The organism is Pseudomonas sp. ADAK2 (assembly GCF_012935755.1).
In the GTDB taxonomy this organism is placed as follows: domain Bacteria; phylum Pseudomonadota; class Gammaproteobacteria; order Pseudomonadales; family Pseudomonadaceae; genus Aquipseudomonas.
In genome coordinates this window covers 3,311,766-3,333,542 of sequence record NZ_CP052862.1, presented here as the reverse complement: position 1 = coordinate 3,333,542, position 21,777 = coordinate 3,311,766, and the positions used below count along the sequence as shown (strand labels likewise).

Here is a 21,777-nt window from a genome sequence, read left to right as displayed (position 1 = left end):
TTCTTTTCTTTGTGTGGTCTTTATAAGGTCGGCGCATTCTAGAAGTGGCTTGGTGTCACTTCGAATCAACAAAGGAATGTGCTGGTGAGTAGTCAAGAAAAGAAACTGTCGATGGTCCAGGAAAAGCTGATTGAGCTCAATAAAGTGAACTCGGCGATCGCCGCCGAATGCAACTCTATTCCGGACGTCGGACAGGTAATGCGCACGCTGATAATGGACGCGCTGGGTAGTCTGGATCCACGCCTGAATGTAGATGATATTTACATTAATCAAGTGTCCACGCTTTCACGAGGTAGCTATAACCCGGTGGGTTCGTTGTACCAGGTGATCCATGAATGCCTCGAGAAAAACCTCAAACCTCAATATACGATTGGTGTGTATGGCGTTTTCGATCAGCCGAACTCGACTTCGCAAACGTCACAAGTCAAAGGTATCAGTATCTATGATATTGAAAAACTGATTGAGGGTATCCTCGTAAATCTGGTGCCGGGTTACAACTTTCAGCTGAACAACTATTGGGTGACGCCCGCGAATAAAGACGCTCAAGGACGGCCTTTGCTGGCACCTAAGGACCGGTTCGAACAGCTTTATGCCAGCGCGTTCCGGTCTGAGTTGGAGATGGCCGTACACGCGGGCATGTTCACCGCCGATGACCAAGGCTGGATCAATAAGATGTATTCGGCTTCCAGTGTTTGGCCCCAATCGTTTTTCAAGGTGGCCATTACAGGGCTTAATGGCGAGCCGCAGGTCTTGCCATCGGCATTTGTCATACAAATTAATGGCATCAATAAACCTGAACTTGTTCCGGAAAATGACCGTTACAGCTGTGCACTCTATCTGCCGACTGAAGGGCTCAGGAAATTCAAAGACTCCCTGAGCCTTCATCAGTACGTGACCGCTCTATTGAGCGCTGAAAACAGTCGCAAGACGCTGCTTGATGAGCTACCTGTTGAAGTCGGTCATTCCATGCAGGGCGCGCTTAAAGTCCGTTTTTTCAGTATCAAAGATGATCTTTTTACATTTTGTGTTGCCGGGCAGATTGAAAAGCAAATGCTTGATATTGCCCACTACTGGAAAAAAGTACAGAAAACTGATGACGCCTTTCCAGCGGTCATCGGGCAAATACTGGGCGCACAATGCCTGGGTAATGGGGTGTCCAATGCTGGCGAGCGTGCGGCACGGTATATGGAACAGGCCACCAGGAGTAACTGGCCACAATGGTTGCAAGCCGCCTCCGCAATTGATCAGGACCGTCATATCGCATTGGAACGTGCCCATCTTTTAAGCGACATGGCACTTTATGAGGAGACCAAAACAGCCTCCTCGTTCAAGGCTTTTTCGCGTATTTCAGTGAAAGAATTCCTGTTGTCGGCTCGAGGCTTGGAAGTTGACCCTGATTATATTTTTGTTTTGAAGAAATATGAAATTAGGGTGGGTAATAATACTCGAGAAGCGGTAGGGCAACGTCAGTCGCTGACGGAGGTTTTCATGTGGGGTGTACATGATGAGACGCACCTTTATGATTTGGAACTTGAAGATGCCAAAGCCTTCCCCTCCTTGACGCCATCGTTCCTGCAAGGTGCAATTAAACTTCTGGACCTACGAGTTAAATACGCCGCACAGCGGCAAAGCCTTTATGCCTTGCGAGCGGTGCAGGACGCCATGCGGACGAACCTGAGTTGTGTCACCGCGTTGAGCTTGTTCAGGGCTGGTCTGCAAAAGCAGCTGAGTGCTAAAGCTTATAACCTGGTTGAGTCTTATCACTTGGGCAACCCGGCCAATACCAGCTTCGGCGTAGCCGATGGGAATAGAAAACCTCTGAGGGACGTGGTGGTGTATGCCGTAAGGGGCACAGCGCCAGGACCTAAAATGCATGTGTTGTATATGCCAGGTGGTCCGCTTGGTAGCGAGTGGTTTGAGTTTGATAACTTGCACGATTTGCAGAAAACGCTTCTCAGACTACATCTCTCTGTGCGGGGTAGAGAATACCTGAATAGCCAAACTCATGCTGAATATCGTGAGCCCATGAGTAAATTAGAGATAAGTTTGTCTGATTATATGAGTTGGGGTGATTATCTGAAATATGTACTGGTCGTCCGTCCAGACAATCCAAAGGACGCTTTATTAGCCGGCGTCAAAAACCTCATTGCCTGGGCCGCAGCTGAAGAAGAGGCCGCTACCCCTGCATGGTATAGAAAAGCCAAAGACACTGATCGTCATTTTCATACGCGACTTGGTTCCGATAAAAAAATCATCCTTGAACGCGGAAAGAAATGGTTAGGTCTCGAATCGCTGAGTTCGTTTTCGAGGAACTTGGTGCATAAAGAAATTAACGGGGAGTTGCGTCGGCGAGGTGTGTACGTGGAGATAGATCCTGATCAGGTGAACGTCAAGTTGAGAGGTCAGGAACATATGACGCTCACTCAGCTGTTTATAAATTGGCAATTGTGGGATCGTGTTGATGATCTCACTTGGCCGAAGTCAGATCTTCCTGATTCCCGCTTTCCTAATGCTATGGATCTAAGGTTCGTTAATGGAGGTGCCGTGGAGGGATTGAATTACGCTATAATTAACAAATTTATTGGTTTGCGGCCGGCAGACCAGTATATCGAGTATCTGAAGCGCTTTACTAATACCTCCGACATTTCGCTACTGAACCATCGGCGCGTGTACCACGCTCGACTGAAACAGAATGAAATGCTGATTGGTGCGCTTGAACAAAAAATGCAAGGGTTTCTGAGCGAATCGCAATTCAGTTGGTTGAAAGACATCATCGATGATTTGGATTTGGATCCGGGTACCACCCCTTGGGCATGGTCTCCACAAATAGGTAATACTGGAATTCGCGCGTTTCACATCGCGGGCAGGCGTGTTGAGGGGGCTTATATATTCAGCAATGTTGGAAAGGGTAAGATAGAACATTTTCTTTATCTTCCTGGCGCTCCGAGCGCGCAACGGTTTCGTTCGTATTTGTCATTCATGAGCGATATTCACACCCACGACACACAAGATATGATTCTGAGCGGTGTCGCTACTAAAGATTATGACGCGGTATTCAATTACTTTGAGAGGAAGAACTTTTCTGGTTTGTCGTGGGATGTCTTTACAGAGCAACAAAATCAGGCAGTCAACTTTTACAGGGGCGAGTTTGATAGGGGGGTAAATCGAATAATTTCAGATGTCGACAGTGCGACGCTTAGTCTCTCCGAGTCGATTGTCAATAATGTTTTTATTGCCGTTAATTTGATTGCCGATATCGTTTCTCTGTTTTTCCCTCCCGCAGGTGTGGTGGTGGGTGTTGTGCGCGTTATCGTTGGGGTGATTAACGGTATCATTGCGTATAGTAATGGTGACGATAAGGCCGCTAACGCTTATTTCGCTTCGGCATGGGGTCAGGCTATCAAGATTTACTTGGGCGTTATAGCGCCAGTCGGAATCGAGGCAGTAGGATTCAATGTTCTTTCGCGTATTGAAGATATAGCAAGTATCGTATCAACGATCACGAAAGTTCCGGTAGGTGTCGGCTACATTACTTATGTTGTCGAATGACCCGTTTTCGTTTTGTTTGCTTTGCCAGCTTGAGTCGTCGGATGAGTTAAAGTTTCGCTGTTGCTAAAGAATAGCTATTTGAATGGCTTATTCTTCAGGACGGTTTTGCCTGAACGTTACTGTTCAGGCAAGTACCCCATCCGCCAACTCACGGCCCGGGTCGCCGCTAGCAAACGCTGCGCCGCCGGGCCGTCTTCATCGGCGTGGAACAACGATGTCGGGCCGACGATGGTCAGTACGGCGGCGACGTGGCCGATCGCATTGAACACCGGCGCCGACAACGCATCCACGCCAGGCATCAACAGTCCGTGAACATGGTGCAAGCCACGTTCGCGGATCTGTCCGCGCAATGCGGCGTAGACCTGATCATCGGCCAAGGCATGGGCTTCGCTGGCCTGGATTTCCAGTTCGCGTAAATCCATCGTTTCCCGATCTGGCAAAAAGGCGCCGAACACCAGCCCCGTCGAAGAACTGAGCAACGGCAACACCGACCCCAATTGCGTCACCACCGTCACCGCGCGCACGGCCGGTTCGATGTGCACCACGGTTGCGCCCTGATTGCCCCACACCGCCAAAAAGCAGGTTTCGTTCAAGTCATCGCGCAACTCGGCCAGGGGCAGGGCGGCGACTTTCAGCACGTCCATACTGTTGAGGGCGGCGAGGCCTACGCGCAGGGCTTCACGACCGAGACCATAGTGGTTGGTCGCGGTGTTCTGCTCGGCGAAACCGCTGGCGATCAGCGCCTGCAAATAGCGGTGAACCTTGCTCGCCGGCATCTGCACGTGTTCGGCCAGGCGCGACAATGAGGTCGAGGGCGACAGTTCGGCCAGGGCCTTGAGGATGTCGGTGCCGACCTCGGCCGAGCGGACTTTCTGTTTATCGTTGTTGCGCGGCTTTTCCATGGAGGCGGTGTGATCCCGGGACGAATGGGCGTCTTTATAGCTTGACGGTCAATACCAATCAAATTACGTTAAGCGTAATCCGATTACGATAAAAATAACCCTGGCGTGCCGAGACCTCTGCAACAGAGCGACAGGCCATTGCCTACTCCCTGTTCAGGAGGCTCCATGAACCTCGATTCAACGGCGCCAGCGCTGGCTTACCAGTCAGGCTTCGGCAACGAATTCAGCAGCGAAGCGTTGCCCGGCGCACTCCCCGTCGGCCAGAACTCCCCACAAAAAGTCCCGTACGGCCTCTACACGGAGCTGTTCTCCGGCACCGCGTTCACCATGGTCCGCAGCGAAGCACGCCGGACCTGGATGTACCGCATCCAGCCATCAGCCAATCACCCGGCATTCGTCAAACTGGAGCGGCAACTGGCCGGCGGTCCCTTGGGTGAAGTGACCCCTAACCGCCTGCGCTGGAATCCGCTGGACATCCCGAGCGAGCCGACCGATTTCATCGATGGGCTGGTGAGCATGGCCGCCAACTCAGGCGCGGAAAAACCGGCCGGGATCAGCATCTACAGCTACCGCGCCAACCGTTCCATGGAGCGCGTGTTCTTCAACGCCGACGGTGAACTGCTGTTGGTGCCGGAGCAGGGCCGTTTGCGCATCGTCACTGAACTGGGCGTGCTGGAATTGGAACCCCTGGAAATCGCCGTGCTGCCCCGCGGTCTGAAATTCCGCGTCGAACTGCTCGACCCACAAGCCCGCGGCTACATCGCCGAAAACCACGGCGCGCCCCTGCGCCTGCCGGACCTGGGTCCGATCGGCAGCAACGGCCTGGCCAACCCGCGGGACTTCCTGACCCCGGTGGCCCATTACGAAGACCTCAAGCAACCGACCACACTGGTGCAGAAATTTCTCGGCCAGTTGTGGGGTTGTGAACTCAATCATTCGCCGCTGAACGTGGTGGCCTGGCACGGTAATAACGTGCCGTACAAATACGACCTGCGCCGTTTCAACACCATCGGCACGGTGAGTTTCGATCACCCGGATCCGTCGATTTTCACCGTCCTGACCTCGCCGACCAGTGTCCACGGCCTGGCGAATCTGGACTTCGTGATCTTCCCGCCGCGCTGGATGGTGGCGGAAAAAACCTTCCGTCCACCGTGGTTCCATCGCAACCTGATGAACGAATTCATGGGCCTGATCAAGGGCGAATACGACGCCAAGGCCGAAGGCTTCGTGCCCGGCGGCGCGTCCTTGCACAGCTGCATGAGCGCCCACGGCCCGGATGGCGAAAGCTGCACCAAGGCGATCAACGCCGAGCTCGCCCCGGCGAAAATCGACAACACCATGGCCTTCATGTTCGAAACCAGCCAAGTGCTGCGTCCGAGCCAGTTCGCCCTCGAATGCCCGCAACTGCAATCCAACTACGATGCCTGCTGGGCCACGCTGCCCGTCACTTTCGATCCGACCCGGAGATAACCCATGACTCAGACTTCCACCCTTCGTAGCTGGGTTGCCTCCGCCAACGGCCACACCGATTTCCCGCTGCAAAACCTGCCCCTGGGTGTGTTCAGCGTGAACGGTTCGGCACCGCGCAGCGGTGTGGCCATTGGCGAACATATTTTCGATCTGGAAGCGGCGCTGGACGCCGGCTTGTTCGAGGGCGCCGCGCGCACCGCGGTCGAAGCGACCCGTGGCGGTCAGCTCAATGCCTTCTTCGAACTGGGCCGCGAAGCACGCATTGCCTTGCGCGAACGCCTGCTGGAGCTGTTCACCGAAGGCAGCACCCTGCACGGCAAGATCGAAGCCCAGGGCAAAAAACTGCTGCCACTGGCCGCCGATTGCGTGATGCACCTGCCGGCAAAAATCAGCGACTACACCGACTTCTACGTCGGCATAGAGCACGCACAAAACGTCGGTAAACTGTTCCGCCCTGACAACCCGTTGCTGCCGAACTACAAATACGTGCCGATCGGCTACCACGGCCGCGCCTCGACCATTCGCCCGTCCGGCACCGACGTGCGTCGTCCGAAAGGCCAGACCCTGCCGGCCGGTCAGACCGAGCCGACGTTTGGTCCATGTGCACGCCTGGATTACGAACTGGAACTGGGCATCTGGATCGGCCAAGGCAACGACATGGGCGACTCGATTGCCATCGGCGATGCGGCGGATCACATCGCCGGTTTCTGCCTGCTCAACGACTGGTCGGCGCGGGACATCCAGGCCTGGGAATACCAGCCGCTGGGGCCGTTCCTGTCCAAGAGCTTTATCACCAGCATCTCGCCGTGGGTTGTTACCGCCGAAGCACTGGAACCGTTCCGCCGCGCGCAACCGGCACGCCCTGAAGGTGATCCGCTGCCGCTGCCATACCTCACTGACAAACGCGATCAGGAGGGCGGCGCCTTCGACATCGAACTGGAAGTGCTGCTGCTCACCGAAACCATGCGCGAACAAAACCTGCCGGCCCATCGCCTGACCCTCAGTAACACCAAACATATGTACTGGACCGTGGCGCAAATGGTTGCGCACCACAGCGTCAACGGCTGCCAGTTGCAGGCCGGTGACCTGTTCGGCTCGGGCACTTTGTCCGGCCCGGAAAACGGTCAGTTCGGCAGCCTGCTGGAAATTACCGAGGGCGGTAAAAAGCCGATCGAACTGGCTTCGGGCGAGGTGCGCAAATTCCTTGAGGACGGCGACGAAATCATCCTGCGCGCCCGTTGCAGCCGCGACGGTTTCGCCTCCATCGGTTTCGGCGAATGCCGTGGCAAAGTCGTGCCGGCGCGTTAAGAGGATCGGGTCATGGAACTCTATACCTACTACCGTTCGACCTCGTCTTACCGCGTGCGCATCGCGCTGGCGCTGAAGGGCCTGGATTACCAGGCGCTGCCGATCAACCTGATCGCGCCGCCCGGTGGCGAGCACCGGCAGCCGCCGTACCTGGCGATCAATCCGCAAGGTCGGGTGCCGGCCTTGCGTACGGATGAAGGTGATCTGCTGATCCAGTCACCGGCAATCATCGAGTACCTGGAGGAACGTTATCCACAGGTGCCGCTGCTGTCCAAGGACCTCGCCGCCCGTGCCCGCGAGCGCGGCGTGGCGGCGGTGATTGGCTGCGATGTGCATCCGCTGCACAACGTCAGCGTGCTCAACAAGCTGCGCCAGTTGGGCCACGATGAAGTGCAGGTGGTGGAGTGGATCGGGCACTGGATCAGCCAGGGGTTGGCGACGGTGGAGCAGTTGATTGGTGATGCCGGTTACTGCTTTGGTGAGCAGCCGGGGTTGGCGGATGTGTACCTGATTCCGCAGTTGTATGCGGCGGAGCGTTTCAATATTTCGCTGGAGGCGTATCCGCGGATTCGCCGGGTTGCAGTGTTGGCGGCGACCCATCCGGCGTTCATCAAGGCACACCCGGCGAACCAGCCCGACACCCCGCAGTAAGCTGATCGTTTCCACGCTCTGCGTGGGAATGCATCCCGTGACGCTCCGCGTCACAGAGGACGCGGAGCGTCCATGGCGACATTCCCAAGCGGAGCGTGGGAACGATCGGTCTACAAAACATAAAAACAAATCAGGTACCTCGCGATGCACAACCAGATTGCCAGCTTCCGGGCGGCACTCGACGCCCGTCCTGTGTCCCGTTATCAGTGGTTGCTCCTTTTGCTCCTGGCATTGCTGCTGGTGACCGACGGCTACGACGCGCAAGTCCTCGGCTACGTCGTACCGGCCCTGGCCCAGGATTGGGGTCTGGAAAAAGCCGCGTTCGGCCCCGTGTTCAGCGCTAACCTGTTGGGCCTGACCCTCGGTTCACTGGCCGTCACACCGCTGGCGGATCGCTTCGGCGTGCGGCGGATTCTGCTCGGTTGCGTGCTGATCTACGCCACCCTCACCGTGTTGATGGTGTTCGCCGATTCCCTGAATACCCTGATGGCCGCGCGGTTCATTTGCGGGATCGGCATGGGCGGAGCGATGCCCAGTGCAATGGCGCTGATGTCGGAATATTCGCCGCCACGCCTGCGCACCTTGATGGTGACGTTGGCGGCTTGCGGGTTCTCGTTCGGCGGGGCGGCGGGCGGGTTTGTCGCGGCGGGTTTTATCGACAGCTTCGGCTGGCAAGCGGTGTTCCTCGCTGGCGGCGTCACGCCCTTGCTGCTGTTCCCGTTTCTGGCCTGGTTTCTTCCTGAATCCCTGCCGCGTCTGCTGCGCGATGCGCCACCTTATGTACGCTTGCGCAAAGTCACCGCGCGGATGCTTCCGGATTGGCAACCACCCGCCGCCTCGATGGCGCAAAACGAGCAGGAGCAGGGCAGCAAACTGACGGTGCTGGAATTGTTTCGCAACGGTTATGCGCGCCCGACGCTGCTGATCTGGGCGACCTTTTTCGTCAGCCTGATCCTGCTGTATTTCATGATCAGCTGGTTGCCGACGCTGTTGCTGGAAAGCGGCTTGAAACTCAATCAAGCCAACCTGGTGACCTCGATGTTCCTGTTCGCCGGCACCATTGGCGCGATCTGCATGGCCTGGTTTGCCGACCGCCTCAAAAGCAAGGTGCGACTGCTGGCGGGTGTGCTGACGGCGGCGGCGCTGTGTACGATTCTGCTGGGGCTGAATCACGACAACCCGCGTTATCTGGTGGCCAGCGTCATTGCCGCCGGGTTCTGCATCATCGGCGGGCAACTGACCCTCAATGCCTTCGCCAGTAACTTCTACCCGGCGCACGTGCGCGCCACTGGCACCGGTTGGGCGCTGGGCGTAGGACGTTTCGGTTCGATCCTCGGGCCGTTGTTTGGCAGCATGCTGCTGGCGATGCACATTCCGGTGCAGCAGATTTTCTTCTTCTGCGCGATTCCGGCGGTGATTGCGGCGTTGTTCATCATTCAGGTGCGTTCGCCCCAGGAAGCACCACGGCCCCCTGTAGGAGCGAGGCTTGCCCGCGAAGAACGATAACGCGGTATCCCTGATGGACCGAGGCGCCTTCTTCGCGGGCAAGCCGGGGTCAGTGAACGACGGAATTCGGGGGCAGGTGCCCCAGCCGCTCTGTCAGGCGAATTCTTTGGATCGGATCGTCACTGAGCAACAGCGCATGTTCCAGGTCGAAGCGCTCGGCGTTCGGGCAGTCGAGCCGTTGGTAGAGGCTGGCCCGGGCCAGGTAATCGGCGGCGTTGCCGTTGCCCAGTTCGAGCACACGCTCGGCGTCCACCAGGGCGCCGATAAAATCATCGTTGGTGAGGTGCAACTGGCGCAGGTTGCGCGACAGCCGCTGGAGCATGTGCACCGGGTCGGCGGTCAGCAAATGTTCAGCGCTGAGTTTGATGTTGGGACCGTACTGACGTTGCAGCAGATCACGGCAATCATTGGGGTACAACCGCCGCCCGCCACAGGGGTCGAGCAAGTGATCGGCGCCCTGCACCCGCAGCAGGAAATGCCCGGGGAAATTCACTCCGACCAAGGGAATCTCCAGCCTTCTGGCCAACTCCAGCGCAATCAACCCCAGGGCCAGCGGCTGGCCACGGCGTCGTTCCAGGACCTTGTGGGCCAGCGCCACTTGCGGACGCAACGGGGTGAAGTCGTCCTGGGCAAACCCCAGGTCATTCATGCGCCGCAACAACGGCTGGGCCAACTCGCTCACCGGCAGCATCGGCAGGCCTGAACTGACCCGTTGTTGCAGTTCCATGAAGTCCGTCAGCACTGCTTCGAAGTTCATTTCGGCATCGTGTTCGGCCGCAATCCACAGCGCCGCCTCGAACAGGGCGGGCGGTGAACGTTGCAGGCAGTCGAAGAAGCGTTGGCGCGGGGTCATCTAAATCTCCATGGAATGCCTCGTTTTAGCCCCGCCACCGGCTTTCGTCCAGTCCTGCACACAGGCGACTTCAGGTTATGTCGCAAAGCCCTTAAAGACCCGCGGCTTATTCCGGTGCGCTTCAGCAATTTTCAGGCGCAAGCCTATACTGGCGACTACCAGAAGTGATTCGGGAGCCCGACGATGTTCGCTCTCATGCAAAGCACTCGCCTTGAATCGCTACACCTTAGCGTAGACCCGGTCACCGGGTTGAAGGCGGTGATTGCCATTCATAACAGCCGCCTGGGGCCTGCCCTGGGCGGTTGTCGTTACCTTGCCTACCCCAGCGACGAATCCGCGGTCGAGGACGCGGTGCGCCTCGCCCAAGGCATGAGCTACAAGGCGGCACTGGCCGGCCTGGCACAGGGCGGCGGCGTCGCAGTGATCATTCGCCCGGTCCACGTGGAAAACCGTGGAGCGCTGTTCGAGGCCTTCGGGCGTTGCATCAATCAGCTCGACGGCCGCTACATCACCGCCATCGACAGCGGCACCTCGGTGGCGGACATGGATTGCATCGCCCAACAAACCCAGCACGTCACCAGCACCACGTCCGCCGGCGACCCTGCGCCCCACGCGGCGATGGGCGTGTTCGCCGGTATCCGCAGCACCGCCATGGCGCGGTTGGGCAGTGACAACCTCGAAGGTTTGCGCGTGGCGATCCAAGGCCTGGGCAATGTCGGTTACGCCCTGGCCGAGCAACTGCACGCGGCTGGCGCCGAGCTGCTGGTCAGTGATATCGACCACGGCAAGGTGCAACTGGCCATGGAACAACTGGGCGCCCATCCGATTGCCAACGATGCCTTGCTCAGCACCCCATGCGACATCCTTGCGCCGTGTGGCCTGGGCGGTGTGCTCAACAGCCATAGCGTGACGCAACTGCGCTGCTCGGCGGTGGCCGGTTCGGCGAATAATCAGCTGACGCACCTGGATGTTGCCGATCAGTTGGAACGGCGGGGGATTCTGTATGCGCCGGACTACGTGATCAATTCGGGTGGGTTGATCTATGTGTCGCTCAAGCATCGTGGTGAGGAGTTGGCGACGATCACCGCGCATCTGTCGAAGATCAGTTCGCGGCTGACGGAGGTTTTTGCTCACGCGCAGGCGGAGAAGCGTTCGCCGGCGCGGGTGGCGGATGAGTTGGCGGAGAAGGTTTTGTATCGCTGAAGATCTTTTGATTTTCGGACATTAAAAAGGCCCTGAGCCATTCGACTCAGGGCCTATTCAATTCGGGCGTTGCTTACTTGACGGCTTTGACTGCTTTCGCAGGCTTGACCGGCTCGGCGGCTTCAGCCACCTCAACAGGTTCAGCCACTTCAGCGGGCGCGCTCAGCAACTCGGACAGTGCATCCGGCTGGCTCTTGAACGCCTTGGCGAACACATCGCGATTCTTCGCCATGTAGATCCCGGCTTCTTCCACTTGCTGCTCGCTCAGGGACGGAACGGCTTTTTGCAACACTTCGGCCAGCAGTTCGGCCAGTTCGAGCATTTTGTCATGACGGTCAGCTTCGGCTTTATCCATGAACAAGCGCTCCAGATCTCGGCTGCTGCGGTATACCACTTCGACGGCCATTCACCACCTCACATGCCTTCACATTAAGTTGTCTTTGCGACTACTGTATCTATATACAGCGAAAAGGATAAGCGAATCCCTGCGCTTTGGGTAGTGGCTTTTCAATGTAGACCGAAATTGGCGTTTGTCAGGTAATCCGTGTCGTGCCATTCGCGGGCAAGACACCACAGACGTGTCTCATATCACGCGGCCATCATCTCAACTCCCAGAGCCTGGCCTTTTTTCTGCATGCAGAACAACCGTCACGTCCAACCCGCATCATCCGCTCGAACCGAGCTAAGGAAGAATCATCGTGAAAATCAACTGGGCCGAGAAACTGCGGCAGAACGTGCATCAACTGGCCGAGTCCCTGGGCAACCTGTTCGTCGAGACCTTCCACTACCTGGCGTTGTTCGCCATCGGTGCGGTCACCGCGTGGGCGGCGGTGATGGAATTCCTGCAGATGATCGAGGCGGGGCACATCAAGATCGATGACATCCTGCTGCTGTTCATCTACCTGGAGCTGGGGGCGATGGTCGGGATTTACTTCAAGACCAACCACATGCCGGTGCGTTTCCTGATCTACGTGGCGATCACGGCGCTGACGCGACTGCTGATCTCCAACGTCTCGCACCACAACCCGCCGGACATCGGCATCATCTACCTGTGCGGCGGGATTCTGCTGCTGGCGTTTTCGATACTGGTGGTGCGTTACGCGTCGTCGCAATTTCCCTCGGTGAAGATCGAACACCCGCAGCGCAAGATTGGCACGGGCTCCGGTGAGCATCCCGAGGTCGAGAAGGGCGAGATTTAAAGGCGCATGGCTGGCCGGCTGTGGCCTTTGACGGGTGGCGGCGGCAGGTTGCGATTGTCGCCGTCGGTCATGGCTTCGAGAATGGCCACGGCGCTGTGGCCCTGTTCGATGGCGATGCCGAACTGAATGCTTTGCACCAGGCGCTTGAGGCGCTTGGGGTCATTGCGTTGTTCGGCGCTGATCATCCGTTTGGCGACCACTCGACCACTGTTCGAGAGGGTCAGCATGATGCTGCCGTCCAGACCCTGAATGCTCAGGTTGATCTGATAATCCGGTGCAAAGGCATCGGTAATGAGCTGAAAAGGGTTGTCCATAATGCGTCACCGCCTGATTGAACGTGCAGTTGTTGACCGGCCATGATCAGGATTAGTTCGCAATACCAGACCACCGGCAGGTCGCTCGCTGAGGTTTCAAAAGTCCTTTTGCCTCAGGCAGGAACGTAGCAAGGGCCATGCCGCGAAAACTGTCGAGCAATGATCACGGCCAAAAAGAAGCGGGCACCCTGGCCCGCCTTCTTTTTATCTGCCCGATTCAGGGCAGGAATGAATAGATGATCGCAGACAGTGCAATCAGGCCGATCAGCACCACGAACACATTCGAAGCCTGTCCGGAGTACTGGCGCAAGGCCGGCACCCGGCGGATGGCGTACATCGGCATCAGGAACAGCAGGCACGCGATGATCGGCCCGCCGAGGGTTTCGATCATGCGCAGGATGCTCGGGTTGAACGTCGCCACGGCCCAGCAGCTTAGGATCATGAACAGCGCGGTCACGCGGTTCAGCCAGCTCGATGACATCACCCGGCCACGGCCGCGCAGGCTTTTCACGATCAGGCCCTGAAAACCTTCGCTGGCGCCGATGTAGTGGCCGAGGAAGGATTTGGTGATCGCCACCAACGCAATCAGCGGCGCGGCGTAAGCAATGACTGGCGTCTGGAAGTGGTTGGCCAGGTACGACAGGATCGAGATGTTCTGCGCCTTTGCGGCCGCCAAATCCGCCGGGGACAGGGCTAGCACACAACTGAAGCAGAAGAACATCACCGTCACCACCATCATCCCGTGGGCGATGGCGAGGATGCCGCTGCTTTTACGCTCGGCCTGTGCGCCGTAGCGCTGCTTCTGGTCGACGGCGAAAGCCGAGATGATCGGCGAGTGGTTGAACGAGAACACCATCACCGGAATCGCCAGCCATAACGTCTTGAAGAACAGCGGCAGCGGCATGCCTTCGCTGGCGGTGGCGAAGAATGCGCCGTTCCAGTTCGGGATCAGGCTCAAACCGAGCAGCAGCAATGCCGCGACGAACGGGTAAACCAGCACGCTCATGCATTTGACGATGACGCCCTGACCGCAACGCACGATCGCCATCAAGCCGAGGATCAGCACCAGCGACAGAATCGCCCGGGGTGGCGGCGCGATGTGCAACTGGTGTTCCATGAAACTGCTCAGGGTGTTGGTCAGCGCCACGCTGTACACCAGCAAGATCGGGAAGATCGCGAAGAAATACAGCAGCGTGATCAGCTTGCCGGCGCCGATGCCGAAATGTTCTTCCACTACTTCCGTAATGTCGCCCGAACGTCCGGACAGCACAAAACGCGTCAGGCCACGGTGGGCGAAGAAGGTCATCGGGAACGCCAGCAGCGCCAGCACCAGCAGCGGCCAGAAACCACCGACGCCGGCGTTGATCGGCAGGAACAACGTGCCGGCGCCAATCGCCGTGCCGTAGAGGCCGAGCATCCAGGTGGTGTCGAATTTACTCCAGCCTTTGTGGGCAGTTTCGGTGTTGCGTGTCAGGTCTACAGCGGGATTATCGGCAGCAGGTGTACGTACATCGGTCATCGTTTTTGGCCTCGTTATTATTCTTGCTCGGGCTCACGTGTTACGGACGGTCAGGGAGCGCTCCTCAGCACTCCACCCAGCTCACCGCCAGGCCGCCCCGTGAAGTCTCTTTGTATTTGTCCTGCATGTCGGCGCCGGTATCGCGCATGGTGCGGATCACCCGGTCCAGGGAAATGAAGTGTTTGCCGTCGCCGCGCAGGGCCATTTGCGTGGCGTTGATCGCCTTCACTGCGGCAATGGCGTTGCGCTCGATGCACGGCACTTGCACCAGGCCGCCGACCGGGTCGCAGGTCAGGCCGAGGTTGTGTTCCAGGCCGATTTCGGCGGCGTTTTCCAGTTGCTCCGGGGTGGCGCCGAGCACGTCCGCCAGGCCGGCGGCGGCCATGGCGCAGGCCGATCCGACTTCGCCCTGGCAGCCGACTTCGGCGCCGGAGATCGAGGCGTTTTTCTTGCACAGAATGCCGACCGCCGCTGCGCCGAGGAAGAACGCGACGACGTCATCGTCCGACGCGTCCGGATTGAATTTCATGTAGTAGTGCAGTACCGCCGGAATAATCCCCGCCGCGCCGTTGGTAGGTGCAGTGACCATCCGGCCGCCGGCAGCGTTTTCTTCGTTCACGGCGAGGGCGAACAGGTTGACCCATTCCATGGCCGACAGCGTCGACGTGATGACATTCGGTTTGCCGATTTCCAACAGGCTGCGGTGCAATTTCGCTGCGCGACGCGGAACATTCAGACCGCCGGGCAGGATGCCTTCGTGCAGCAGGCCCTGCTCGACGCACTCGCGCATCACCGACCAGATGTGCAGCAAACCCTGGCGGATCTCGGCTTCGCTGCGCCACGCCAGTTCATTGGCCATCATTAGCTCGGAAACCCGCAGGCCATGCTGGTTGCAGAGCCTGAGCAATTCGGCGGCGCTGGAGAAATCGTACGGCAGCACCACGTCGCTGGTCGGCGCGATGCCGGACTCGGCTTCCGCCGCTTCGATGATGAAACCGCCGCCGACCGAGTAGTACGTTTGCTCGTACAGCTCACCGGTTTCGCCGAAGGCTGTCAGAGACATCGCATTGGGGTGGTAGGGCAGGCTTTCTTCCAGCAGCAGGAGATCGCGGTGCCAGTTGAAGGCGATGGTCGATTGGCCGGCGAGGGACAGCTCGCCGGTTTCGCGCAGATGTTGAATGCGTGCATCGATAGACGTCGGGTCAATGCTATCCGGCCATTCGCCCATCAGGCCCATGACGCAGGCACGATCGGTGGCGTGACCGACGCCGGTCGCGGAAAGGGAGCCGTACAGACGAATTTCTACCCGCCGTACGTCGCCCAGCAATTGTTGGTCAATCAGGGCCTGGGCGAAGGTCGCGGCGGCGCGCATCGGGCCGACGGTGTGGGAACTGGACGGACCGATGCCGACTTTGAAGAGATCGAAAACACTGATAGCCATGCTAAAGCCTATACAAGCAATGGAAGAGAAATCGCTGCCATTTTTGTAGGACAAGCGCAATGTCGGCGATACTGCCCACCTCGGTCCAACGTGACCAACGAAACTTCCTAAGACAGCCTTTAGCAGGACTAAACGATGAGTCGTCAATTGCACGCCCAGACCTACGTCTGGCTGCACGTGTTTTCCTGTGCCGCGCGGCACTTGTCGTTCACTCGTTGCGCCGAAGAACTGCACATTACGCCGGGTGCGGTCAGCCAACAAATCCGACAGCTGGAAGAGCGCCTGGGTTTTCGCCTGTTTCATCGGCGCGCACGTGGCGTGGAGTTGAGCGCTGAAGGCCAGCGACTGGCCATCACCGTCAACGAAGCCTACGGCAGCATCGACGCCGAATTGCGTCGACTGGACGCCGGGATGATCAGCGGGATTTTGCGTTTGCGCTCGATTCCGTCCTTCCTCAGCAAATGGCTAACCCCACGCCTGCCGCGCTTGCAGCAACGTTTCCCGGACATTCAGCTGCGTCTGGTGGCCGAAGACAGCAGCGTGCCGCTGCACGAGGGCGACTTCGACCTGGCCATCGACCTCAACGACGGCAGTTATCCTGGATTGTTATCCACAGCCTTGCTCGACGAGCAGATTTTCCCGGTGTGTGCCCCGAGCCTGCTGCGCGGCCGCCCACCGTTGCACGGCCCGGCGGACCTGATGCATTTTCCGCTGCTGCACGACATCACCGCCTGGCGCGGCAGTTACGAGTACGCGGAATGGGAGTTCTACCTCAATGCTATCGGCTTCGAAGGCGCCGACGTACGGCGCGGGCACACCTTCAATCGCAATCACCTGACCATCGAAGCGGCGATAGCCGGCATGGGCGTGGCGATCGCGCGGCGAACGTTGCTTAACGATGAGCTGGAGCGCGGGACGTTGATTGTGCCGTTCGGGCTGGCGGTGCCGAACCACAAACGCTACGTGCTGCTGTATGCGCCGGGGGCGCTGAGCCATCCGGGCGTGCGTGCGGTGCATGACTGGCTGGTGGAAGAGGCGGGGGTATTCAGGAGTTTGCATCCGCTGGCGGAGCAGCAGATGTGAGCAATTGTGACAAAGAAGCGAGGCGACCCAACTCCCGACCTTAACAGCGCTTTTGCTCCTTGTCCGGCTTTTTTTGCGTCTGAAAAATTATCTTTTTTTAGGGGTTGAATTGTTCACCGCACAGACCGATTGTGTAAGTAAGAGGTCACGGTGATGACGCCCAAGGGCCAGCCGAACGGCCTCTCGCGAGCTAGCTGAAATAAGGGATGAACTATGCAAATCCAAGTCAACAGCGACAATCATATTCAAAGCAGCATCCGACTGGAGGAGTGGGTACGTACTACCATTGAGAGCACGCTCGAACGTTACGAAGAGGACCTGACCCGCGTCGAGGTTCACCTGCGGGACGAAAACGGCGACAAGCCCGGACCGCATGACATGCGCTGCCAGCTGGAAGCGCGGCCTAAAGGCCATCAACCAATTTCTGTGACCCATAAAGCCGATACCCTTGAACAAGCGATCGACGGGGCGGCCACCAAACTGGAACATGCACTGGACCATCTGTTCGGCAAACTGCGGGGCAAACCACGTGCCGCTGTAGTCCCATTTGAACGGGGCGCACATGCTGACGTGCTGCTGGAAGAAGAATTTCTCGAGAACGAACAGGCTGCGCAAAACGGCTGAGGCCTGATTCACTTTTTACCTTTCCACTGACAAACGGGTCTGCTTATGCAGGCCCGTTTTTGTTGATTGTTCCCACGCTCTGCGTGGGAATGCAGCCCGGGACGCTCCGCGTCCCATCCAAAGCCGAACGCGGAGCGTCCGTTGAGGCATTCCCACGCGGAGCGTGGGAACGATCAATGTCGCGTTAGAACGCCACCGACGTCTGCACATAAACCGTCCGCGGTTCCCCCACGTACTTACCCTTGTTGTTGTCATCAAACGAGCGAGTGAAGTACTGGTGGTTGAAGATGTTTTTCACCCCCACCGCCACATTCAGGTCCGACAACTGCGGCCCGAAGTCATACGCCGCGCGGCTGCTGAACAGCATGTAGCCCGGGATCTTGCCCGTGCTGCCGTCGGCGCTTTCTTTCGAGGTATTGGCGTTGTCGGCGAACTGGTTGCTTTGGTAGCTGCTGTCCAGATTCAGCTTCCACGCGCCTTCGGTATAACCGACGCCAATCGTGCCTTTGTGTTTCGAGGAGAACGGTACACGATTGCCCTTGTTCGGCCCGTCTTCGCGGATAGTCGCGTCAACATAGGCGTAGGTGGCGTAGACATCGAAACCAGCCAATGCCGGGTTCAGGTCGTCGAGGGCGTAGTTGATGCTCGACTCGATACCCTGATGACGGGTCTCGCCGCGAGCGATCACCGAATCGTTGGTCTGGTTGCTTTCATACTGGTTGTCGAAGTTGATCAGGAACGCGCCGATTTCCGCCCGCAGCGCGCCGTTGTCGTAGCGAGTGCCCAGTTCCCAGGTCCGCGCCTTCTCCGGTTTGACTTCACCGCTGCTCACCCGGTTTGGCATCTGGCTGTATTGCACGCTGCCGAACGAACCTTCGGTGTTGGCGTACAGGTTCCAATGGTCAGTGACGTGATAGAGCACGTTCAGCGCCGGCAGGGCGGTGTTGTAGTCGCCCTTGTACTTCACGTTCGTCAGGTTGTTGGTCTGTTGCGACTCGATCATTTCGTAGCGAATGCCCGGCGTCAGGGTCCACTGGCCGATGTCGATCCGGTCATCGACGAAGAACGCATTGGCTTCGGTGCCGCCCCGGGTGTCGCGGTCGTTGCGGCTGTTGCTGGTCGGGTAGGTGTTGTTGGCGATTGGCTCGCGATAACGCAGTTCGTGGCCGGCTTCGTTGATGTAGCGATAGCCGATGCCGACTTCATGGCTGGTCGGGCCGACATCGAAACCTTGGGCGAAGCGGGTTTCCAGACCGCGCACCCAATATTCGCGCGGAGATAGCGAGAGGAAGGTGCCCTGGTCCAGATAGCCGCTGCGCAAGGTTTTGGTGAAGAAGGTGTTAGCGGTGAATTCGCGGCGATCTTCCTGATAGCGATAGCCGAAGTTGAACATCGTGCGACGGCCCCAGAACTGGTCTTTCGGGCGTGTGGACTGGTACGGGTCGGCGTCGTAGTCGGCGACGTTCAGGCCGCCGGGCATATCGGCCTTGCCTTCGTAATACTGGGCCATGGCGTTGAAGCTGTTGGCTTCGTCGAGCTGGTATTTGCCCTTGAGGATCAGGTCGTCGATTTCGGTATCGCTGTGTTCACGCCAGTCGCCACCGCGGGTGCCGGAATACAGTAAAGCGCCGCCGAGACCGTTGTCAGCCGTGCCGCCGGCCAGCAGATTGCCGGTGGTCTTGAAGCCGTCGTGGCTGGAGGACGGGCTGGTTTCGGTCTGGAAACCACCCTTGACCGTTGGCGCGTCAGGAATCGCCCGAGTCACGAAGTTGACCACGCCGCCGACGTTCTGCGGCCCGTAACGTACGGCACCGCCGCCGCGCACCACGTCCACCGCGTCCATGTTGCCCATGCTGATCGGTGCGAATGACAACTGCGGCTGGCCATAAGGCGCGAAGGGTACCGGAATGCCGTCCATCAGCACCGTGGAGCGTGAGGCCAGACGCGGGTTGAGGCCGCGAATGCCGAAGTTCAGCGCCATGTCATGGCTGCCGGTGCCGTTGTTGTCCGGGGCATTGACGCCGGGGATGCGGTTGAGCACGTCCTTGACCTGAGTCGCGCCCTGGCGTTCGAATTCTTCGCGGCGGATCACGTCCCGCGCGCCGGGGTGTTCGAACACATTCATCTGCGCCGCATCACCCAGCCAATCGCCGACCACCGTCGAAGTGCCCAATTCCAGGGCAGCATCGCCCACCGGTTGCAGGCTAAAGGCGTTTTCGCCCTCGGCCCGGGCTTGCAGGCCGGTGCCTTCGAGCAAGGCATTCAAACCCTGCTCGGGGGTGTAGTTGCCTTCCAGGCCACGGCTTTTTACGCCGCTGGTGACTTGCGAACCAAAGGAAATCAGCACCCCGGCTTCACGGCCAAACTGGTTGAGGGCGTTTTCCAGTGAGGACGGGGCGATGTGGTACGGCTTGGCGTCGGCGGCTTGGGTGATGGAGGCAGCCGCGAAGCTCAGGCTGATGCCCAGAAGAAGTTGGCGCAGCGGGGTGAGGCGGGTGGGTTGCATGGAGGACGGTCCTGAGAAGGTGGAATCAAGGGGGCTTTCCTTCTCTGTCACGCCAGATCTGAAAAACGGCTCAAGTAGTACGAAAGATCGTTCCCACGCTCTGCATGGGAATGCCTCAACGGATGCTCCGCGTTCGGCTTCGGGTGGGACTCGGAGCGTCCCGGGCTGCATGCCCACGCAGAGCGTGGGAACGATCATTACGCACGGGCCTCCACGGTCACCCAATACCGCGTAAACCGCTTCACCTTCACCGGCAAACTGATTTCCAGCATCTGCAAAATCCGCTCACTGTCATCCAGCGGATACGTCCCGGAAATCAATAAATCGGCCACCTTCGCATCGCAATGAAGCTGCCCGCGACGATAACGACCCAATTCATCAAGAAAATCCCCAAGCCGCATCTGCGCCGCCACCAACATGCCGTCGGCCCAGGCGCCGCTATTGGCGTCCAGGGGCAGGGGAGTGCTGATACCGCGTGGGCCAAAACTCAACTGCCGCGCACTTTGCAGCAGCAACGGCGAGCCGCCATCTGGCGTCAGTTCGACGCGACCTTCGAACACCGCAACCTGAGTCCGATCTGCAAACTGCCGCACATTCATTCGTGCGCCTTGGGTTTTCAACAGACCTTGAGCCGTTCGCACCTCAAAGGCCTGGGCGGCGGTCAGCAAGATTTCGCCTTCGAGCAATCGGATCAGACCGTCAGCCCGCACATCCACCGCAGTCGCGGTGTTGAGCTGCACCTGACTGCCATCGCCCAACGCCACCTTGCGCCGCTGACCCACCGGGCTGCGATAGTCGGCGAGCAACGGCGTTAGCACATTGCTTTCGCGCATGCCCCACGTCACCGCCGAACTGGCACCCAGCAGCAACAACAACTTCAACGCCTGGCGACGGCCGCCGGATTTCGGCGCATTCAGTGCAGCGTGGGCCAAGGGCGAAGACATCCCGCGCAGGCGTTGATTGACCCTTTGGATATGCTCCCACGCTCGCTGATGTTCACTGTGCCCGTCGTGCCATTGCTGCCAGGCAAGTTGTTGACGCGGATTCAACGGCCCTTGCTGCATCTCCAGCAGCCAATGCACCGCTTGCTCGGCGACGTGGGAGGAAAAATCCGGCGGCGGGTTCATAGGGCGAAGTAGCAGCGCATCGCTGCTTTATTCAGGTGCCGTTTGACCGTGGCGATGGAAATCCCCAGTTCGGCAGCGATCTGTGGATAAGTCAGGCCATCGACCTGCGCCAGCAAAAACGCGCGTTTGACCAAACGCGGCAAACCGTCGAGCAACTGGTCCAATTCCATCAGGGTTTGCAGGATGATCGCCCGCTCTTCCTCCGACGGCGCCACACATTCCGGCATCTGCGCCAAGGCGTCGAGGTAGGCGCGCTCCAGATCCTGACGGCGGTAATGGTTGAACAGCACGCGCTTGGCGATGGTGGTGAGGAACGCCCGCGGCTCGATGATCTGCGGTGTTTCCCGAGCGGTCAGCACCCGCATGAACGTGTCCTGGGCCAGGTCAGCGGCGCTGTCCGGGCAGCCGAGCTTGCGCCGCAACCAACCGGTGAGCCAGTTGTGATGGTCGTGATAAAGCACTTCGACAGGATTGGCGGGCTGCAACAGAAGCACTCCGACACAAACGGATACGTTAGAGAAC

The 21,777-nt window shown here is 58.6% G+C and carries 17 protein-coding genes and 1 pseudogene; 9 read left to right on the top strand and 9 right to left on the bottom strand.

The genetic code is table 11. The features are described 5' to 3' along the window. Nucleotides 1-84: 84 nt before the first annotated feature. On the top strand, nucleotides 85-3,549 hold the full coding sequence (locus HKK52_RS15550; protein ID WP_169371557.1) for a dermonecrotic toxin domain-containing protein: 3,465 nt from the start codon (nucleotides 85-87) through the stop codon (nucleotides 3,547-3,549). Nucleotides 3,550-3,665: 116 nt separating this feature from the next. Here the strand turns inward: HKK52_RS15550 and HKK52_RS15545 are convergent, their stop codons facing one another. Continuing rightward, complete coding sequence (locus HKK52_RS15545; RefSeq protein WP_169371556.1) at nucleotides 3,666-4,451, bottom strand: IclR family transcriptional regulator; 786 nt, start codon at nucleotides 4,449-4,451, stop codon at nucleotides 3,666-3,668. Between the two features lie 165 nt (nucleotides 4,452-4,616). Here HKK52_RS15545 and hmgA point away from each other — a divergent pair, with 165 nt between their 5' ends. The 4 genes from hmgA (at nucleotide 4,617) to HKK52_RS15525 (ending at nucleotide 9,386) form a co-directional block, all read left to right on the top strand. Beyond that, the gene (hmgA, locus tag HKK52_RS15540) at nucleotides 4,617-5,921 is read left to right on the top strand and encodes a homogentisate 1,2-dioxygenase (protein WP_169371555.1); all 1,305 of its coding nucleotides are present in this window, start codon (nucleotides 4,617-4,619) and stop codon (nucleotides 5,919-5,921) included. Nucleotides 5,922-5,924: 3 nt separating this feature from the next. Then, nucleotides 5,925-7,229 carry a fumarylacetoacetase gene (gene fahA, locus HKK52_RS15535; RefSeq protein WP_169371554.1) on the top strand — a complete coding sequence of 435 codons (1,305 nt, stop codon included), beginning with the start codon at nucleotides 5,925-5,927 and terminating at the stop codon, nucleotides 7,227-7,229. A gap of 12 nt (nucleotides 7,230-7,241) precedes the next feature. Next, on the top strand, nucleotides 7,242-7,880 hold the full coding sequence (gene maiA / locus HKK52_RS15530) for a maleylacetoacetate isomerase (protein ID WP_169371553.1): 639 nt from the start codon (nucleotides 7,242-7,244) through the stop codon (nucleotides 7,878-7,880). Between the two features lie 144 nt (nucleotides 7,881-8,024). Continuing rightward, on the top strand, nucleotides 8,025-9,386 hold the full coding sequence (locus HKK52_RS15525; RefSeq protein ID WP_169371552.1) for an MFS transporter: 1,362 nt from the start codon (nucleotides 8,025-8,027) through the stop codon (nucleotides 9,384-9,386). 49 nt (nucleotides 9,387-9,435) lie between these two features. Here HKK52_RS15525 and HKK52_RS15520 read toward each other — a convergent pair whose 3' ends face one another. Then, nucleotides 9,436-10,239: a SirB1 family protein gene (locus tag HKK52_RS15520; protein WP_169371551.1), complete on the bottom strand. Its 804-nt coding sequence runs from the start codon at nucleotides 10,237-10,239 to the stop codon at nucleotides 9,436-9,438. Nucleotides 10,240-10,422: 183 nt separating this feature from the next. Between HKK52_RS15520 and HKK52_RS15515 the strand changes: the two genes are divergently transcribed. Beyond that, nucleotides 10,423-11,442, top strand: coding sequence for a Glu/Leu/Phe/Val dehydrogenase family protein (locus tag HKK52_RS15515; RefSeq protein ID WP_169371550.1), 1,020 nt, complete (start codon nucleotides 10,423-10,425; stop codon nucleotides 11,440-11,442). 151 nt (nucleotides 11,443-11,593) lie between these two features. Here HKK52_RS15515 and HKK52_RS15510 read toward each other — a convergent pair. Next, nucleotides 11,594-11,848: pseudogene (locus tag HKK52_RS15510) on the bottom strand (YebG family protein); the annotation flags it as partial. 292 nt (nucleotides 11,849-12,140) lie between these two features. Here HKK52_RS15510 and HKK52_RS15505 point away from each other — a divergent pair. Continuing rightward, the gene (locus HKK52_RS15505; RefSeq protein ID WP_169371548.1) at nucleotides 12,141-12,641 is read left to right on the top strand and encodes a phosphate-starvation-inducible protein PsiE; all 501 of its coding nucleotides are present in this window, start codon (nucleotides 12,141-12,143) and stop codon (nucleotides 12,639-12,641) included. Here HKK52_RS15505 and HKK52_RS15500 read toward each other — a convergent pair. From HKK52_RS15500 to HKK52_RS15490, 3 genes are all read right to left on the bottom strand, one after another. Then, on the bottom strand, nucleotides 12,638-12,955 hold the full coding sequence (locus tag HKK52_RS15500) for a DUF3509 domain-containing protein (protein WP_169371547.1): 318 nt from the start codon (nucleotides 12,953-12,955) through the stop codon (nucleotides 12,638-12,640). The genes HKK52_RS15505 and HKK52_RS15500 overlap by 4 nt on opposite strands. A gap of 217 nt (nucleotides 12,956-13,172) precedes the next feature. Continuing rightward, a complete protein-coding gene (locus HKK52_RS15495; RefSeq protein WP_169371546.1) occupies nucleotides 13,173-14,474 on the bottom strand; it encodes a serine/threonine transporter in 1,302 nt (433 codons plus the stop codon). A 64-nt stretch (nucleotides 14,475-14,538) separates the two neighbouring features. Further along, nucleotides 14,539-15,915: an L-serine ammonia-lyase gene (locus HKK52_RS15490; protein ID WP_169371545.1), complete on the bottom strand. Its 1,377-nt coding sequence runs from the start codon at nucleotides 15,913-15,915 to the stop codon at nucleotides 14,539-14,541. 135 nt (nucleotides 15,916-16,050) lie between these two features. On the opposite strand from HKK52_RS15490, the gene HKK52_RS15485 reads away from it, so the two are divergent. Beyond that, nucleotides 16,051-16,998 (top strand): LysR substrate-binding domain-containing protein, encoded by a 948-nt coding sequence (locus HKK52_RS15485; protein WP_169371544.1) that lies wholly within the window; start codon nucleotides 16,051-16,053, stop codon nucleotides 16,996-16,998. 213 nt (nucleotides 16,999-17,211) lie between these two features. Then, on the top strand, nucleotides 17,212-17,622 hold the full coding sequence (locus HKK52_RS15480) for an HPF/RaiA family ribosome-associated protein (protein ID WP_149418217.1): 411 nt from the start codon (nucleotides 17,212-17,214) through the stop codon (nucleotides 17,620-17,622). A gap of 184 nt (nucleotides 17,623-17,806) precedes the next feature. Here HKK52_RS15480 and fecA read toward each other — a convergent pair whose 3' ends face one another. From fecA to HKK52_RS15465, 3 genes are all read right to left on the bottom strand, one after another. After that, nucleotides 17,807-20,128, bottom strand: coding sequence for a TonB-dependent Fe(3+) dicitrate receptor FecA (gene fecA / locus HKK52_RS15475; RefSeq protein ID WP_169371543.1), 2,322 nt, complete (start codon nucleotides 20,126-20,128; stop codon nucleotides 17,807-17,809). Between the two features lie 197 nt (nucleotides 20,129-20,325). Next, nucleotides 20,326-21,255 (bottom strand): FecR domain-containing protein, encoded by a 930-nt coding sequence (locus tag HKK52_RS15470; RefSeq protein ID WP_169371542.1) that lies wholly within the window; start codon nucleotides 21,253-21,255, stop codon nucleotides 20,326-20,328. Next, nucleotides 21,252-21,740, bottom strand: a complete 489-nt coding sequence (locus tag HKK52_RS15465) for a sigma-70 family RNA polymerase sigma factor (protein WP_169371541.1) — start codon at nucleotides 21,738-21,740, stop codon at nucleotides 21,252-21,254. The genes HKK52_RS15470 and HKK52_RS15465 overlap by 4 nt, the downstream gene beginning before the upstream one ends. Between the last annotated feature and the right edge of the window lie 37 nt (nucleotides 21,741-21,777).

Coding starts and splice junctions, on each gene's coding strand:
- HKK52_RS15545 (WP_169371556.1), bottom strand. CDS start 4,451: ATGGAAAAGCCGCGCAACAACGATAAACAGAAAGTCCGCTCGGCCGAG.
- hmgA (WP_169371555.1), top strand. CDS start 4,617: ATGAACCTCGATTCAACGGCGCCAGCGCTGGCTTACCAGTCAGGCTTC.
- fahA (WP_169371554.1), top strand. CDS start 5,925: ATGACTCAGACTTCCACCCTTCGTAGCTGGGTTGCCTCCGCCAACGGC.
- maiA (WP_169371553.1), top strand. CDS start 7,242: ATGGAACTCTATACCTACTACCGTTCGACCTCGTCTTACCGCGTGCGC.
- HKK52_RS15525 (WP_169371552.1), top strand. CDS start 8,025: ATGCACAACCAGATTGCCAGCTTCCGGGCGGCACTCGACGCCCGTCCT.
- HKK52_RS15520 (WP_169371551.1), bottom strand. CDS start 10,239: ATGACCCCGCGCCAACGCTTCTTCGACTGCCTGCAACGTTCACCGCCC.
- HKK52_RS15515 (WP_169371550.1), top strand. CDS start 10,423: ATGTTCGCTCTCATGCAAAGCACTCGCCTTGAATCGCTACACCTTAGC.
- HKK52_RS15500 (WP_169371547.1), bottom strand. CDS start 12,955: ATGGACAACCCTTTTCAGCTCATTACCGATGCCTTTGCACCGGATTAT.
- HKK52_RS15495 (WP_169371546.1), bottom strand. CDS start 14,474: ATGACCGATGTACGTACACCTGCTGCCGATAATCCCGCTGTAGACCTG.
- HKK52_RS15490 (WP_169371545.1), bottom strand. CDS start 15,915: ATGGCTATCAGTGTTTTCGATCTCTTCAAAGTCGGCATCGGTCCGTCC.
- HKK52_RS15485 (WP_169371544.1), top strand. CDS start 16,051: ATGAGTCGTCAATTGCACGCCCAGACCTACGTCTGGCTGCACGTGTTT.
- HKK52_RS15480 (WP_149418217.1), top strand. CDS start 17,212: ATGCAAATCCAAGTCAACAGCGACAATCATATTCAAAGCAGCATCCGA.
- fecA (WP_169371543.1), bottom strand. CDS start 20,128: ATGCAACCCACCCGCCTCACCCCGCTGCGCCAACTTCTTCTGGGCATC.
- HKK52_RS15470 (WP_169371542.1), bottom strand. CDS start 21,255: ATGAACCCGCCGCCGGATTTTTCCTCCCACGTCGCCGAGCAAGCGGTG.